Origin of the sequence: Aeromonas oralensis (assembly GCF_049665575.1) — a bacterium.
Lineage (GTDB): Bacteria > Pseudomonadota > Gammaproteobacteria > Enterobacterales > Aeromonadaceae > Aeromonas > Aeromonas hydrophila.
In genome coordinates this window covers 3,725,834-3,740,499 of sequence record NZ_CP187186.1, presented here as the reverse complement: position 1 = coordinate 3,740,499, position 14,666 = coordinate 3,725,834, and the positions used below count along the sequence as shown (strand labels likewise).

The 14,666-nt window shown below is 63.2% G+C and carries 11 protein-coding genes and 2 pseudogenes; 9 read left to right on the top strand and 4 right to left on the bottom strand.

The features are described 5' to 3' along the window. Positions 1-237: 237 nt before the first annotated feature. Complete coding sequence (locus ACPDZI_RS17360; RefSeq protein WP_438833542.1) at positions 238-1,182, top strand: chemotaxis protein CheV; 945 nt, start codon at positions 238-240, stop codon at positions 1,180-1,182. 83 nt (positions 1,183-1,265) lie between these two features. On the opposite strand, the gene ACPDZI_RS17355 is transcribed toward ACPDZI_RS17360, so the two are convergent. Further along, entirely contained in the window at positions 1,266-1,865 is a 600-nt protein-coding gene (locus ACPDZI_RS17355; RefSeq protein ID WP_011707238.1) for an arylesterase, read from the bottom strand. Here ACPDZI_RS17355 and ACPDZI_RS17350 point away from each other — a divergent pair. Beyond that, positions 1,864-2,589, top strand: coding sequence for an ABC transporter ATP-binding protein (locus tag ACPDZI_RS17350; protein WP_045789088.1), 726 nt, complete (start codon positions 1,864-1,866; stop codon positions 2,587-2,589). The genes ACPDZI_RS17355 and ACPDZI_RS17350 overlap by 2 nt on opposite strands. An 88-nt stretch (positions 2,590-2,677) precedes the next feature. Beyond that, positions 2,678-5,125: an ABC transporter permease gene (locus ACPDZI_RS17345; RefSeq protein ID WP_438833541.1), complete on the top strand. Its 2,448-nt coding sequence runs from the start codon at positions 2,678-2,680 to the stop codon at positions 5,123-5,125. A gap of 93 nt (positions 5,126-5,218) precedes the next feature. On the opposite strand, the pseudogene ACPDZI_RS17340 reads toward ACPDZI_RS17345, so the two are convergent. Further along, positions 5,219-6,125: pseudogene (locus ACPDZI_RS17340) on the bottom strand (TIGR01777 family oxidoreductase). A gap of 302 nt (positions 6,126-6,427) precedes the next feature. Here ACPDZI_RS17340 and ACPDZI_RS17335 point away from each other — a divergent pair. After that, positions 6,428-7,960, top strand: a complete 1,533-nt coding sequence (locus tag ACPDZI_RS17335; protein ID WP_438833540.1) for an EAL domain-containing protein — start codon at positions 6,428-6,430, stop codon at positions 7,958-7,960. A gap of 65 nt (positions 7,961-8,025) precedes the next feature. On the opposite strand, the gene ACPDZI_RS17330 is transcribed toward ACPDZI_RS17335, so the two are convergent. Next, on the bottom strand, positions 8,026-9,207 hold the full coding sequence (locus ACPDZI_RS17330; protein ID WP_438833539.1) for a PLP-dependent aminotransferase family protein: 1,182 nt from the start codon (positions 9,205-9,207) through the stop codon (positions 8,026-8,028). Positions 9,208-9,389: 182 nt separating this feature from the next. After that, the gene (locus ACPDZI_RS17325; protein ID WP_043161362.1) at positions 9,390-10,457 is read right to left on the bottom strand and encodes a M28 family metallopeptidase; all 1,068 of its coding nucleotides are present in this window, start codon (positions 10,455-10,457) and stop codon (positions 9,390-9,392) included. A 347-nt stretch (positions 10,458-10,804) separates the two neighbouring features. Here ACPDZI_RS17325 and trmB point away from each other — a divergent pair, with 347 nt between their 5' ends. From trmB to ACPDZI_RS17300, 5 genes and pseudogenes are all read left to right on the top strand, one after another. Continuing rightward, positions 10,805-11,518 (top strand): tRNA (guanosine(46)-N7)-methyltransferase TrmB, encoded by a 714-nt coding sequence (gene trmB, locus ACPDZI_RS17320; RefSeq protein WP_017410916.1) that lies wholly within the window; start codon positions 10,805-10,807, stop codon positions 11,516-11,518. 14 nt (positions 11,519-11,532) lie between these two features. Next, positions 11,533-11,865: a YggL family protein gene (locus ACPDZI_RS17315; protein ID WP_011707230.1), complete on the top strand. Its 333-nt coding sequence runs from the start codon at positions 11,533-11,535 to the stop codon at positions 11,863-11,865. A 124-nt stretch (positions 11,866-11,989) separates the two neighbouring features. Next, positions 11,990-12,911 (top strand): annotated as a pseudogene (glsB, locus tag ACPDZI_RS17310) (glutaminase B). 28 nt (positions 12,912-12,939) lie between these two features. Next, on the top strand, positions 12,940-14,232 hold the full coding sequence (locus tag ACPDZI_RS17305; protein ID WP_268032225.1) for a sulfurtransferase: 1,293 nt from the start codon (positions 12,940-12,942) through the stop codon (positions 14,230-14,232). A 204-nt stretch (positions 14,233-14,436) separates the two neighbouring features. Then, positions 14,437-14,646 (top strand): YgdI/YgdR family lipoprotein, encoded by a 210-nt coding sequence (locus ACPDZI_RS17300; RefSeq protein WP_016351843.1) that lies wholly within the window; start codon positions 14,437-14,439, stop codon positions 14,644-14,646. Positions 14,647-14,666 lie beyond the last annotated feature (20 nt).

Genomic DNA, 14,666 nt, shown 5'->3' with positions numbered 1-14,666 from the left:
AATTGAGGAGGGCGCTGATTTGTATCGGATAATCAGGGCCGTATCATCGTTGCCACAGGATTGGGAACGAATGGTTACTGACAAGCTTGAAGAGAGCCCGGCCGCGAGCCGGGTCTCGCTTTTTTTTATCAAGTTCCTGCATCATCTGGCCGACATAGGATAAGAATACGGGTCGTGTTGGGATTCTGACCCTTCTATACTATGGCGAGACTCGGGCAACGGACGTAAGGGCTTTATATGGCGAGCATATTGGATTCAGTGGACCAACGTACCCAGCTGGTAGGGGAGAACCGCCTGGAGCTGTTGATGTTCCGTTTGGGATCCCAACAGTTGTTTGCTATCAACGTGTTCAAGGTGCGGGAAGTGGTCAAGCTGCCCCATCTCAACAAGATGCCGGGAGCGCACCACAACATCAGCGGGGTGGCCAACATCCGTGGCACCTCGATTCCGGTGATCAACCTGCGCAGCGCCATCGGCATGCGCCCGATGCCCATCGATGCCGAGTCCAACCTCATCATTACCGAATACAACCGCACCATTCAGGGCTTTCTGGTGGGGCAGGTGGCCAACATCGTCAACATGACCTGGAAGGACATATTGCCGCCGCCGCGTTCGGCCGGGCGGGCGAACTACCTGACCGCCATCACCCGCATTCCCGAGGATGGCGTTGACCAGATTGTCGAGATCATCGACGTGGAGAAGGTGCTGGCCGAGATCATCACCTACGACATCCGCATCTCGGAAGAGGTGTTGGATCGGGATATCCTGCCGGAAATGCATGGCCGCAAGGTACTCATCGTCGACGACTCCAGCACGGCCCGCAACCTGGTGCGCGAGACCCTGGGCCAGCTGGGGCTGGAGGTGATCGAATGCCAGGATGGCCTGCAGGCGCTCAACCTGCTCAAGGGGTGGTGCGATGCGGGCAAGAAGGTGACCGACGAGATACTGCTGATGATCACCGATGCCGAGATGCCGGAGATGGATGGCTACCGGTTGACCCACGAAATTCGCAGTGATGCCCGCATGTCCGAGCTCTTCATCACCCTCAACACCTCGCTGAGCGGCAACTTCAACGAGGCCATGGTCAAGAAGGTTGGCTGTGATCGCTTCATCTCCAAGTTCCAGCCAGACCTGCTGGTCGGGGTGGCTCAGGAGCGGCTGCGCCAGATCCTGGAACGCTGAGACAGGAGCAATAAACATCCCGCCTTGGCGGGATTTTTATTGGGGTTGTAACCCGGAAGATGGCCAAGGCCATGACACCGGGATCATTGGGTCAGCAACGGCTCGATGAAGCTGGCTACCCGGTCGCGGATCTGCGGCTGGGCAGCGGCGGTGGGGTGGATGCCATCGTTCATCATGAGTTCAGGGCGCAGCGCAATATCATCCATGAAGAAGGGCATCAGCGGCAGCTGATTGGCGCTGGCCAGCTCCGGGAAGATCTGCTCGAACTGGCGCAGGTAACGCGCGCCGTAGTTGCGCGGCAGCTGGATCTGGGTCAGCACGGTTTTTACCTGTTGCGCCTTGGTCAGCGCCACCATCCTGGTGAGATTGTCCCGGGTGATGGCCGGCGCGAACCCGCGCAGCCCATCGTTGCCACCCAGCTCGATCAGCACCCAGTCCGGTTGATGTTCCTTGAGCAAGGCTGGCAATCTGGCCAGCGCCCCTTGCGTAGTTTCACCACTGATGCTGGCATTGATAAGCTGATGTTTACCCCCCTGCTGCTGCCATTTCTGATTGAGCAGCGCAGGCCAGCTCTGCTCCGCCGGCATCTGATAACCCGCACTCAGGCTGTCGCCCAGTACCAGCAGGGTCTGGGCCTGCACCGATGACACCAGGCAGCACAAGGCAAACAGGAAACGCGTCATGAATTCAACTCCCATTATCAACGTCAAGGGCCTGGGTAAGACAGTGCGCCTGGGCCAGGAAAGCCTCACCATCCTTGAAGGGATCGACCTGCAAGTCAATAGCGGAGAAACGGTGGCGCTGGTCGGCGCCTCTGGCTCCGGCAAGTCCACTCTGCTGGGGCTGCTGGCCGGGCTGGATCTGCCGAGCCAGGGGGATATCGAGATCCTCGGCCAGTCGCTGCTGCAGCTGGACGAGGAGGGGCGTGCCCGGCTGCGGGCTGAGCAGGTCGGCTTTGTGTTCCAGTCCTTCCTGCTGCTGCCCACCCTGAGTGCGCTGGAGAACGTCATGCTGCCTGCCGAGCTGCGTGGCGAGACCCGCTGCGAGCCGCGGGCTCGTGAACTGCTGGCGGCGGTCGGTCTTGGTGAGCGGCTGCACCATCTGCCGCCGCGCCTCTCCGGCGGTGAACAGCAGCGGGTCGCCATCGCCCGGGCCTTCATGACCCGGCCCAGCCTGCTGCTGGCCGATGAGCCCACCGGCAACCTCGACAGCAAGACCGGGGAGCGGGTGATCGAGCTGCTGTTCGAGCTCAACCGCGAGCATGGCACCACGCTCGTGGTGGTGACCCATGATCACGAGCTGGCTCAGCGTTGCCAGCGGCAGCTGGTGATGGCGGCGGGACGGCTGGCGGCGGATGCGTCAGCATCCGAAGCGGCCTCTGCAGCAAGAGTCAGGGAGCTGTCATGAGTCAGTGGCGATTGGGATTCAAGTTATGGTGTGGGGAAGGCGTCAATGACAAGGGGCTGCCCGGACTGGCGCAGGTGAGGAGCACGTCATGAGTCAGTGGCGATTGGGATTCAAGTTATTGCGCCGGGAAGGATTCAACGGCGAGCTGCGTTGGTTCGTGCTGGCGCTGGCGCTGAGCGTGGCCTGCGTGCTGAGCGTGGCCCTGGTGGCGGATCGGCTGGATGCCGGGCTCAAAGCCTCGGGCCGCGACTTTATCGGTGCCGACCGGGTGCTGCGCTCGGCCACGCCGGCGCCTGCCACCTGGCTCGAACAGGCGGCAAAAACGGGCCTGGCGGTGCAGACAACGGTCAGCTTCAACAGCATGCTGTTTCATGGCGATGCCCTGCAACTGGCTTCCATCCGCGCCGTGCCTGAGGATTTCCCCTTCTACGGCAAGCTTGAGCTGAGCCCCCAGAGGGCGCCGGCGCCCGGCGAGATCTGGCTCTCCGCCCGGGTGATGCAGCTGCTGGCGGCCAAGCCGGGGGATGCGCTGGAAGTGGGCAATACGGTGCTCAAGGTGGCGGGGGTACTGGGTCAGGAGCCGGATCAGGGCTTCAGCCCCTTCCTGCTGGCGCCGCGGGCTCTGATCCACAGCGCCGATGTGGAGGCGACAGGTGCCCTGCTGCCGGGCAGCCGTCAGCAGTGGCGCTACCTGTTCAAGGGCACCCGCGAGCAGGTGGCCGACTACGAACGCTGGCTCAAACCCAGACTCAAGGCGGGGCAGAAGCTGATCAAGCCGGACGACCAGGGCTCCCAGATGGGCCGCTCGCTGGCCAATGCCGAGCGTTTCTTCCGGCTCGCTTCTCTGGCGGGAGTGCTGCTGGGGGCGCTGGCCATGAGTATTGCGGTGCGTCACTTTGCCGAGCGCCAGACCAACATGGTGGCGCTGCTCAAGACCCTGGGGGCCTCCCGTCGCTCGCTCTGGCAGTTGATGGGTACCCTGCTGCTTTCGCTGACGCTGGTTGGCGCCCTGCTCGGTCTGGTGGCGGGCAGCGCCATGCAGTGGCTGACCCTGCACCTGCTGGGCAACCTGCTGCCCGCTGATCTACCGCCGCCGTCGTGGCGACCCTTTGCGCTGGGGTTGGCGGTGGCCTTCTTTATCACCTTGCTGCTGGCCTTCGTGCCCTTCCTGCGCCTGCTCAAGGTGCCGCCGCTGCGGGTGCTGAGGCGCGAGCTGGAGGCGGGGATCCCGCCCTGGCTGGCGTTGCCGGTGGCGTTGCTCGGCTTGTTTGGGCTGGTGTGGGGCTTCACCGCCGATGCGACCCTGGCGCTAGGGCTGATCGGCGGCATGGGCCTGCTGATGGGGCTGCTGGCGCTGATCGCCTCCTTGCTACTGCGGCTGGGGCGCCGGGTGCAGGGGCCTCACGCGCTGCGGTTGGCCATCAGCCATCTCTCCCGCGAGCGGGGCAGCGGTTTGTTCCAGCTGGCGGGCTTTGCGCTGGCACTCATGCTGTTCGGTTTGCTGTGGGCGGCGCGGGTCGACCTGCTCGGCGAGTTCTCGGCCCGGCTGCCGGCGGATGCCCCCAACCGCTTCCTGGTCAACGTGGCAGACGGAGAGCGGGAGGGGATCCTGGCCGATCTGCGCCAGGCGGGAGCCGTGACCTCGGACTTCTACCCCATGGTGCGCGGCCGGCTGGTCAGCATCGCCAGTGAGGCGGTGCTCGACACGGATGAAAATGGCCGCGAAGGGGTCAATCGCGAGCTCAACTTCACCACCACCGCTACCCTGCCGCCAGACAATACCCTGACCACAGGGCGCTGGCTGGATGGCCCCGGCCAGGTATCGGTAGACAAGGACCTGGCCAAACGGCTCGACATCGCCCTCGGCGACACCCTGGGCTTCACCATCGAGGGGCGCAGCTTCAAGGCGCAGGTGACCAGCCTGCGGACCATCAAGTGGGACAACATGCGGCCCAACTTCTACATGATCTTCTCGCCGGACGTGCTGGCGCCCTTCTCCCAGACCTGGCTCGGCAGCTATCGTTTGCCGGAGCAGGGGCGGGTGGCTGAAGTGGAGCTGATCCGCCGGCACCCCACGGTGAGCCTGATCGATGTGGACGATTTGATCGTGCGGTTAACGGCAGTGTCGGATCAGGTGAGCCGGGCGCTGGGGCTGATGCTGGGGCTGGTGACGGTGGCGGCGCTGCTGGTGTTGCTGACCCAGACCCAGGCCAGCATGGCCCATCGGCGCCGGGAGCTGCTGCTGATGCGCACTCTGGGGGCTGGCAGCGAGCTGCTTCGGAAGATGTTGCGCTGGGAACTGGTTGCCAGCGGCCTGCTGGCGGGGGTGTGCGCCGCCATGGTGGTCGAACTCTGCTCCCTCGGCCTGCAGTGGTGGTGGTTCGAGGGGCAGTGGCAGTTCCACTGGGCCATCTGGGCCGGCCTGTCGCTGCTGGGCGCCGTGCTGGTGACGCTGGCGGGGCAGGGCATGCAGCGCCAGCTGCTGGCGGGCACCCTGAGCGATCGGCTGCGTGGGTTGGGACAGGGCCTGCTCTGATCACCGCATCCTGTGCGGATACCGCAAGGCGCCATAACAATCAGCCCGGCCAATGGCCGGGCTGATTGTTATCCTGTTGGCTGATGAGCCGAGTCAGCGGGCAGTGCTCAGCAGATTGGCAAGGGCCTGGGGCAGCGCCGGGTAGGTGAAGTGGAAACCGGCCTGCTGCAGACGGGTCGGCAGCACCTTCTGGCCGGTGAGCAGCAGATCGGCCGCTTCGCCCATCAGCAACTGCAGCAGGGGGGCTGGCACGAAGAAGAGGTGCGGCCGGTGCAGGGTGCCTGCCAGGGTCTGGCTGAACTCGCGGTTGCTGACCGGCTGCGGCGCCGTGCCGTTGAACAGGCCGTCACACTCGTCGTGTTCCAGCAGGAACAAGATGGCGCGCACCAGATCCTGAATGTGGATCCAGCTCATGATCTGGTGCCCCGTGCCCATGGGGCCACCGAGGCCGACACGATAGGGAGGCAGCATCCTGGGCAGGGCGCCGCCATCGGTGCCGAGCACCAGCCCGATGCGCACGATACAGACCCGGGTATGCTTGCTGCGGGCCTCGCGGGCCAGGGTTTCCCACTGCTGGCAGAGCTGATGGGTGAATTCGTCGTGAGGAGTCTGGCACTGCTCGTCCAGCGGCTCATCGCCCTGACGGCCATACCAGCCGATGGCGGAGGCGTTGATCAGCACCCTGGGCGGTGTATCGGAGAGCTTGACCAGGTCGACCAGCTGTTCGGTCAGCAACCAGCGGCTGTCACACAGCAACTGCTTGCGCCGCTCGCTCCAGCGGCCCGTTGGCGATGGGCTCCCCCGCCAGGTTGATGACCGCATCCACGTCGTTGAGGTTGTCGAGCCGATCCAGGCTGTCGAGCAGCTTGACGTTGTGGCCAAGCAGATCATAGGCGCGGCTGCCCTGACGGGTCAGCACCAGCACCTCGTGGGCCACCTTGAGATGGGCCACCAGACGACGACCGATGAAGCCTGTCCCTCCCGTGATCAATATTTTCATATGCAGACTCCCTGACGCTGTTGGCTCTACTCTAGTGGGCCGGCACCAGATGAACAAGCAGCTGTTTTTGCAAAGATTATAATCGTCACAGCAGGCATCTGGCGCATCGCGCCAGGGGGCGTGCAGCGAGCACTGCGCGCATGCGAAGGAATGGCAGCGACTGCCGCTGTCGCCCCGCTGCAGACGCGATATAGTGTTCGTCAGAGCGCTCCGCTCTGCCGTCAGAATTGTCAGAAAGGGTTGTCAGAGAAGGGGATAGGAGTAGACTCGTCCGCTTTTTCACCGTTGCCGCGAGGGTGGGTATGCCGTTTCGTCGTTTGAGGTTGCGCCAGTTTTATACCAGGCTGGGGGCGGCGTTGCTGGCCGGCCTGCTTCCCCTGCTGCTCGGGGTACTGATCGTCTCTTGGCAGACCTTTGCCGGCATGAAGCAGGATGCCGAAGAGCGTCTGCTCCATGCCAGGGAGATGCTGGAGCGCACCCTGGATCACGCCCATCAAGCGGCGGCCATGGTGCAGGGCAGCGTGGGGCGCCCCTGCGAGGAGGTGGTGCAGGGGCTACGGGATCAGGTGGCGACCGTGCCGGACGTTCGCACCGTCAACCTGGCCAAAGGGGAAGTGGTCTACTGCTCCTCGCTCTACGGTCCCTATCAGGGCCCCTTCACGCTGGCCGATTATGCCAATGGTCAGCTGGATCTGATGCGGGGCAATCCGGTGACGCCGGGTCGGCCTCTGGTGGTCTACCGCCAACCGGTAGGGGAGTACAGCGTACTGGTCGGCATCGATGGCTACTACCTGCACAACATCCTCGACATGCTCAGCCGCAACTCGCCGCTGACCCTGGTGATCGGGGCGCAGAGTATGCTGGCCGACGGTCAGATCCACGACGAGGTGCCGCCCGTGGCGCTGGGGTCGCTGGAGCAGACCTCCGGCAAGTACCCGTTTCGGGTGGTTACGGATCTCTCCCACGACGAGTACGGCAGCCATATCTGGAACTACTCTCGGGCCAGTCTCATCATCTACCCATTGCTGGGTCTGCTGGCGGGCTGCCTGGTCTACTGGCTGGCCGGCCGCTCGACTTCGCCCTCTCAGGAGCTGCGGCGGGCGCTGGATCAGCGGGAGTTCATCCCCTATCTGCAACCCGTGGTGACCGGTGACGACGCCCACTGGAGCGGCTGCGAGGTGCTGATGCGCTGGCAGCATCCGCGCCAGGGCCTCATCTCGCCGGATCGCTTCATTCCGCTGGCTGAAGACAGCGGTCTCATCGTGCCCATGACCAGGCTGCTGATGGAGCAAGTGCGCGAACAGTTCGCAGGCCGAGTGCACAGCCTGCCAAGAGGGTTCCACTTCGGCTTCAACATCAGCGCCAGCCACTGCAAGGACATGAGCCTGCTGGAGGATTGCCGCGACTTCATCAATGCGTTTCGGGAGAACCCCATCAAGCTGGTGCTGGAGCTGACCGAGCGGGAGCTGATCGTGGCCGACGAGACGACCGACCGCTTGTTTGCCGAGCTGCATCAGCTGGGGGTTTTCATCGCCATCGACGACTTCGGCACCGGCCACTCCAGCCTCACCTATCTGCAGCAGTTCCAGGTCGACTTTCTCAAGATCGACCAGAGCTTCGTCGGCATGATCGGCTCCGATGCCCTCTCCAGCCACATCGTCGAGAACGTCATCGATCTGGCGACTAGGCTCGGTCTGCTGCTGGTTGCCGAAGGGGTGGAGAACGAGGTGCAGGCCGCCTATCTGCGGGCACGTCAGGTGAACTTCCTGCAGGGCTATCTGTATGGCAGGCCGATGCCGATGAAGGAGTTTGCCGGCCTGCTGGCGCAGGGTTGAGCCAAATTGCCCGCATAAAAAACCAGCGACCGAGGTCGCTGGTTTTTTTTTCGCCCCGAAGCTGGTCAGAGCATGCGGGCGAGGGCGCGGCACAGGCGCTTGACCCCTTCCTCGATGGTGGCTTCATCCACGCAGGAGAAGCTCAGGCGCAGGGTGTTCTGGATCTCGGGGCGCACATAGAAGGGGGCGCCCGGTACGAAGGCCACCTTCTCCTTGATCGCCTCGTCAAACAGCGCCATGGCGCTGACACTGGCGGGCAGGGTCAGCCAGAGGAACATGCCACCCTCGGGTCGGGTATAGCTGACTCCGGGCGGGCAGTGACGGGCCAGGGCGGCCTCCATGGCGGCACGCTGGCGGCCATAGACCTCCTTGATCTTCTCCAGATGGGCATCCAGCGAGTTGTCGATCAGGAAGCGGTGCAGCACCTGCTGGCTGAAGGCGTTGCTGTGCAGGTCGGTGGCCTGTTTGGCGATGGTGACCTTCTTGCGCAGCCAGTCCGGCACCAGCATCCAGCCGAGGCGGAAGGCCGGGACGACGGTCTTGGAGAAGGAGCCGAGCAGCACGGTATTGTTTGGCGCCAGCTTGGCAATGGGGGGCAGGTGTTCGCCCTCGAAGCGCAGCTCGCCATAGGGGTCGTCTTCCACCATCAACAGCTCGTGGCGCACCAGCCGCTGCGCCAGTGCCTCGCGGTTGGCACGGCTGTAGGAGACGCCGCTCGGGTTTTGGAAGTTGGGCACGCCGTACAGCAGCTTGGCGTTGGAGCCGCTCGCCAGCAGCGCATCCAGCGCCGCCAGATCCAGCCCCTCTTCACCCAGGGTGATGGGCTTGAAGGCCGGCTGATAGACAGAGAAGGCCTGGATGGCACCGAGATAGCCCGGCTCCTCGATGATGAGATCCTGCCCCTCGTCGATCAGCACCTTGCCCAGCAGATCCAGCGCCTGCTGGGAGCCGCTGGTGATGAGGATGTTGTCCGGATTGACCTGCATGCCGTGGCGGGCCAGATAGCGGTCGGCGATGTACTGGCGCAGCGGGGCGAAGCCCTCGGTGGCGGCATACTGCAGGGCTGCGGCGCCCTGTTCGCGCAGCACGTCCTGGCAGGCCTGGTCGATGGCCTTGACCGGGAACAGGTGCGGATTGGGCAGGCCGCCGGCGAAAGAGATGATCTCCGGATTGGCGGCGACCTTGAGGATCTCGCGGATGAAGGAAGGCTCTACCTTCTTGAAGCGCTGGGCAAAAAACGGCTGCATAGGATTCTCTCTGGCATGGTGAGCGGTCGCTCCATTCGACCGCCAAGTTATCCGTTTGTATCAGATTTAAAAAATGAGGCAATGGCTGTAACAAAAATCGATAAAAAAGGGCAGGTTTGGCACCTGCCCGAATTTTATCGGTCGGGGACGGCCATGAGGCGCAAAAGCCCCGGCGTGACCCGTTACAGTCCCGGCTCCTTGAGGAAGCGGATCATCAGCTCGGTGTTGGCTCCGAGCTGCTGCTGTACCCGGCCCGGGAACAGTTCGGCCATCTTGTCGAGGCGGTCATACTGGGTATGCCAGATCTTGCCCCACTGGGTTTCGCTGTCCCGATCGCAGGCACTCTTGGTGGCATCGTCGTAGCAGTCCCACAACGCCGGATTGGTGGTCTGGGAGTAGCCGTCGTAGCCATCCGCCCCGTTGATGGTGAAGTTGGTGGCCTCCACGTAGGCGATGGGCACTCCGAGGCAGGCGAACGGCGCATGATCGGACCAGCTGCCGGTCTCCCCTTCCGGGTAGCCGCTGTAGCTGGGGTGAATGGCAAACGGGGTGGCGGTCTGCTTGGAGATGGCCAGCAGGCGATCCCTCACCTTGGGATCGAAGCTGTAGCGGCTCGGATCGGCGCAGTTGTACTCGGCCACGTCGGAGTGGGCCGAGTGGACGTAGACGATGTCGCCTCCGGCGATGGTGTCGTAGTTCACCATGGCCAGCAGCTTGGCGACGGCGGCACTGTCGAGGCTGGCTGCATAGGCTTTGGAGCCGTTGAGGCCGTTCTCTTCGGCGCCGAAGAAGGCGAAGCGCACCGTGTAGGGCAGGGTCTGTCCCTTGAGCGCTTCGGCCACCGCCAGCAGGGCGGCGACGCCGGCACCGTTGTCGGTGGCCCCCTCGGAGCCCTTCTTGTCGCCGGTGCTGTCATAGTGGGCACCGATCAGGATCACCTTGTCGCTCTTGCCCTTGAGCTCGGCGACCAGGTTCTGGGAGGTCTTGCTGGCCCCGCTCTTGGTGTAGGTGAAGGGCTGGTTCTGCACCTCATAACCCCAGCCAGCCAGGTGGTCCTGGATCCAGGCGGCGGCGCGGGTCTCGGCCTCGCTGCCGGTGGGTCTGGCGCCGATCCCCTCGGCGGTGGAACTCAGCTGCACCAGGTATTCATAGGCCTGCTCGGCGGCGGAGGGGGCCTGAGAATCGTTGCTGGAGGTGTTGCACCCGGCCAGCAGGGCTGTGATGGCAAACGCCAATGCTGTGTGTTTCATACTGCAATCCTTTGTTGTGTATGGTTTTATTTGCGCAGGTCAGGATGCACCCGGCGCCTGGCAGATTCTGTGAAGGGGGTGGCATTTGTCAATCGCAGTGGCGGAATTGGTCAGTGCCGGGGGATTTGTTGCGCGAAACACTTGCGCCCTGAGCCTATCTTGGGATAATTCGCTACCCTGTTTCGCCGAGCGATGAAATGACGAACAATGTCGCGTTCGTCGGTGAGGTGGAACGATGAAACAACGAGCAATTCATCTCGGTCGTCTGTGATCAGCACGACGAGATAACGAGCAATCCATTTATGTCGTCTGTGACCCAGACCGATGCAATAACGAGCAATTTGATTATGCCAGTGACCCAAGATGTATTTAACGAAGACGGCAAGTTCATGCGCAAGATCCGCAGCTTTGTCCGTCGCGAAGGCCGCCTGACCAAAGGGCAGGAGAAGGCTCTGGAAGAGCTCTGGCCGGTCATGGGTATCGATTTCGCACCGGAGCCGCTCGATCTGGTTGCCCTGTTTGGCCGCGAGGCCCCGGTGGTGCTGGAAATCGGCTTCGGCATGGGCGCCTCCCTGGTGGAGATGGCCAAGAATGCCCCCGAGAAGAACTTCATCGGCATCGAAGTGCACTCGCCTGGTGTCGGTGCCTGCCTTGGTACCGCCCAGGAGGCGGGAGTCACCAACCTGCGTGTCATCTGCCACGACGCGGTGGAGGTGCTGGAGCACATGATCCCGAACGGCTCGCTCGCCTGCCTGCAGCTGTTCTTCCCGGATCCCTGGCACAAGAGCCGTCACCACAAGCGCCGCATCGTGCAGCCGGCCTTTGCCCAGGACATTCGCCAGAAGCTGGCCATCGGTGGCGTGTTCCACATGGCCACCGACTGGGAAAACTACGCCGAGCACATGCTGGAAGTGATGAGTGCCGCCGAGGGGTATGAGAACACCTCTGCCACCGGCAACTGGGTGCCGCGTCCAGACTGGCGCCCGCTGACCAAATTCGAACAACGTGGCCACCGTCTCGGCCACGGGGTTTGGGATCTGATTTTCAAACGTGTCAACTAACTGAAGGAGCTATCATGGCCAATCGTAGCCGCCGCCTGCGCAAGAAACTGCGCGTCGATGAATTCCAGGAAATGGGCTTCGACATCAGTTTCAACTTCCCGGTCGGTACCGCCGAAGAGACCATCGATGCGGTAGTCGACGCGATGATCGATGAAGTGATCGAACCCCGCAAGCTGGCCTTCGCCGGCTCCGGCCACCTGGCCTGGGAAGGGATGATCTGCACCCAGCAGCTGGGCAAATGCAGCGAAGAAGACCGCGCCGCCGTCAAAGCCTGGCTGGAAGGCAAGGGGATGGAAGCCGTGGTGGTCACCGAGCTGTTCGACCTCTGGTACGGTGAACCGGCCTGATGACAGGCTGGCTGTGGCAGGCGCCCCGGTGTCGACAGCCTGCGACAGCAGATAGACAAGTCCCGCCGCTGGCGGGATTTTTGTCGGTGGTGATGGGATCGCCACGTTAGTTATGGAATCGCTTATGGTGTTGTCATCCGAATTACTGGCCAGCATCCTGGATGAGGTGCGCCCGCTGCTCGGACAGGGCAAGGTGGCCGACTACATTCCGGCGCTGGCCCAGGTGCCGGCCCGATCGGCTCGGGATCGCCGTCTGTACCGTGGAAGGGGAGCTGTTCACCGCCGGTGATGCCTGCGAGCCCTTCTCGATCCAAAGTATCTCCAAGGCCCTCAGCCTGACGCTGGCGCTCACCCTCTATCAGGAGGAGGAGATCTGGGCCCGGGTCGGCAAGGAGCCCTCCGGCCAGCCCTTCAACTCCCTGGTGCAGCTGGAATTCGAGCAGGGCATTCCCCGCAACCCCTTCATCAATGCCGGAGCCCTGGTGGTGAGCGATCTGCTGGAGACCCGGCTCACCGCGCCGCGCCAGCGTACCCTGGAGCTGGTGCGCCGCCTCTCGGGCAACCAGGCCATCATGGCGGATCAAGTGGTGGCCCGCTCCGAATATCAGCACTCTGCCCGCAACGCGGCCATCGCCTATCTGATGAAGGCTTATGGCAATTTCGAGAACGAAGTGGACAAGGTGCTGCAGAGCTACTTCAATGCCTGTGCGATCCGCATGAGTTGCGTCGATCTGGCGCGGGCATTCATCTATCTGGCCAATCGCGGGGTGCCGCTGGGCGCGACGACCCCCTTGCTGCCGGCCCGCACCACCAAACAGGTCAACGCCCTGCTCGCCACCTGCGGCCTCTATGACGAGGCGGGGGATTTTGCCTATCGGGTCGGCATGCCGGGCAAATCCGGGGTCGGTGGGGGCATCATCGCCCTGATCCCGGGGGAATTGTGCGTCTGTGTCTGGTCGCCCGAGCTCAACAAGGCGGGCAACTCGCTGGCGGGCACGGCGGCGCTGGAACTGCTGGCCGAGCGTCTGGGCCGCTCCATTTTTTAACCTTGTCACTCTGAATCGAGAGATCACCATGAAACGAATAATGAGCTTGTTACGGGCCACCCTGGCAACCTTGCTGCTCTGGCATGCCCTGCCGACCCTGGCTGCCGAACTGCCACCGCTTTCGCTGACGGATGCCAACGCCAAGCAGGCGGTCATTCTGGATACCCGCGCCAGCTACTTCTATCAGGGTTGGCCGATGGAGGGCGAGCAGCAAGGCGGCCACGTGGTCGGCGCCGAGAACCTCTCCGCCGAGTGGAAGTACAGCGATGAGGAGTGGCCGGTGGCACTGGCGACCAAGGGGCTGAAGGCCGAGCGGCCGGTGGCGCTCTACGGTGCCCCGCGCGAGGTGGCCGAAGTGGCCCGCCTGCTGCGCCAGCAGGGCATCAAGCAGCTGTTCGAGCTGCAGGGCTGGAAAACTGCGCCGCGCGAGCATCTGGCCCGCTGGCAGCAGCTGGTCTATCCGCGCTGGCTGGCCGACCTGCAGGAGGGCAAGCCGGTGGTGGCTGCACCCAAGGGCGACTGGAAGCTGTTCGAGGTGGCGTGGGGTTCACCCAAGGCCTATCTGCTGAGCCACATCCCGGGTGCCGGCTACATCGACACCAACCGGCTGGAAGAGGAGCCGCTGTGGAACAAGGTCTCTGACGAGGCGCTCAAGGCGCTGCTGCTGGAAAACGGCATCCGCCACGACACCACCGTCATCCTCTACGGCCGCAACACCATGGCGGCGGCCCGTGCGGCCCACCTGATGATGTATGCCGGCGTGCAGGACGTACGGGTGCTGGACGGCGGCCTGGATGCCTGGTTCGTGCAGCATCTGCGCACCGAGACCGGACTGGCCAACAAGTTCACCCCGGCCAAGGAGTTCGGCGTCGCCATTCCGGCCCATCCCGAGTACTACACCACCCTGAGCCAGGCCAAGGAGCTGCTCAAACAGCCCGACGGCGCCCTGGTCAGCGTGCGCACCTGGGACGAGTTCGTCGGCAACACCTCCGGCTACAGCTACATCAAACCGAAGGGTGACATTCCCGGTGCCAAGTGGGGTCGTGGTGGTGTCGATGCCAACAGCATGAGCGACTTCCACAACCCGGATGGCACCATGAAGCCGGCTCGCGAGATCCTCGCCATGTGGGACGAGTGGAACATAGAGCCGACCCAGCAGGCCGCCTTCTACTGCGGGACCGGCTGGCGTGCCTCCGAGGCGTTCTTCTACGCCTGGCTGATGGACTGGAAGCGGATCAGCGTCTACGACGGCGGCTGGTACGAGTGGAGCGCCGATCCCAAGAACCCCATCGTAACCGGCGAGCGCAAGCCCGCCAAGTAACCGACGACGATGACAGAACAGGCCGGACCCATGTCCGGCCTTTCTTTTCCCGACTGGTCGGGAAGAGTCCATCCTCAGTGGCTAACTGACTGATTCTTTGAGTGGATCTTGTTACGGTAACCAGAGTTAACGGGGCTCATCTGGTTGAACTAGGCTTCAGACACCACCCTCGTGGTGAGGGTGAAGCGGGAGGCAAAACAGGCGATGAAGCAACTGATGATGATCCTGGTGTGTGCCTTGGCACTGGTGGCGTGCAGCTCTCAGTACATCATGAGCACCAAGGATGGCAAGATGATCACCACCGACAGCAAACCCAAGCTGGACGAGAGCACCGGCATGTACCGCTATTACGATACCGAAGGGCGGGAGGTGATGATCAAGAAGGATGACGTCACCCAGATCATGGAGCGTTGAGGCTCTCCTCAAGCAACAAG

Coding starts and splice junctions, on each gene's coding strand:
- ACPDZI_RS17300 (WP_016351843.1), top strand. CDS start 14,437: ATGAAGCAACTGATGATGATCCTGGTGTGTGCCTTGGCACTGGTGGCG.
- ACPDZI_RS17335 (WP_438833540.1), top strand. CDS start 6,428: ATGCCGTTTCGTCGTTTGAGGTTGCGCCAGTTTTATACCAGGCTGGGG.
- ACPDZI_RS17345 (WP_438833541.1), top strand. CDS start 2,678: ATGAGTCAGTGGCGATTGGGATTCAAGTTATTGCGCCGGGAAGGATTC.
- trmB (WP_017410916.1), top strand. CDS start 10,805: ATGCCAGTGACCCAAGATGTATTTAACGAAGACGGCAAGTTCATGCGC.
- ACPDZI_RS17315 (WP_011707230.1), top strand. CDS start 11,533: ATGGCCAATCGTAGCCGCCGCCTGCGCAAGAAACTGCGCGTCGATGAA.
- ACPDZI_RS17355 (WP_011707238.1), bottom strand. CDS start 1,865: ATGACGCGTTTCCTGTTTGCCTTGTGCTGCCTGGTGTCATCGGTGCAG.
- ACPDZI_RS17330 (WP_438833539.1), bottom strand. CDS start 9,207: ATGCAGCCGTTTTTTGCCCAGCGCTTCAAGAAGGTAGAGCCTTCCTTC.
- ACPDZI_RS17325 (WP_043161362.1), bottom strand. CDS start 10,457: ATGAAACACACAGCATTGGCGTTTGCCATCACAGCCCTGCTGGCCGGG.
- ACPDZI_RS17360 (WP_438833542.1), top strand. CDS start 238: ATGGCGAGCATATTGGATTCAGTGGACCAACGTACCCAGCTGGTAGGG.
- ACPDZI_RS17305 (WP_268032225.1), top strand. CDS start 12,940: ATGAAACGAATAATGAGCTTGTTACGGGCCACCCTGGCAACCTTGCTG.
- ACPDZI_RS17350 (WP_045789088.1), top strand. CDS start 1,864: ATGAATTCAACTCCCATTATCAACGTCAAGGGCCTGGGTAAGACAGTG.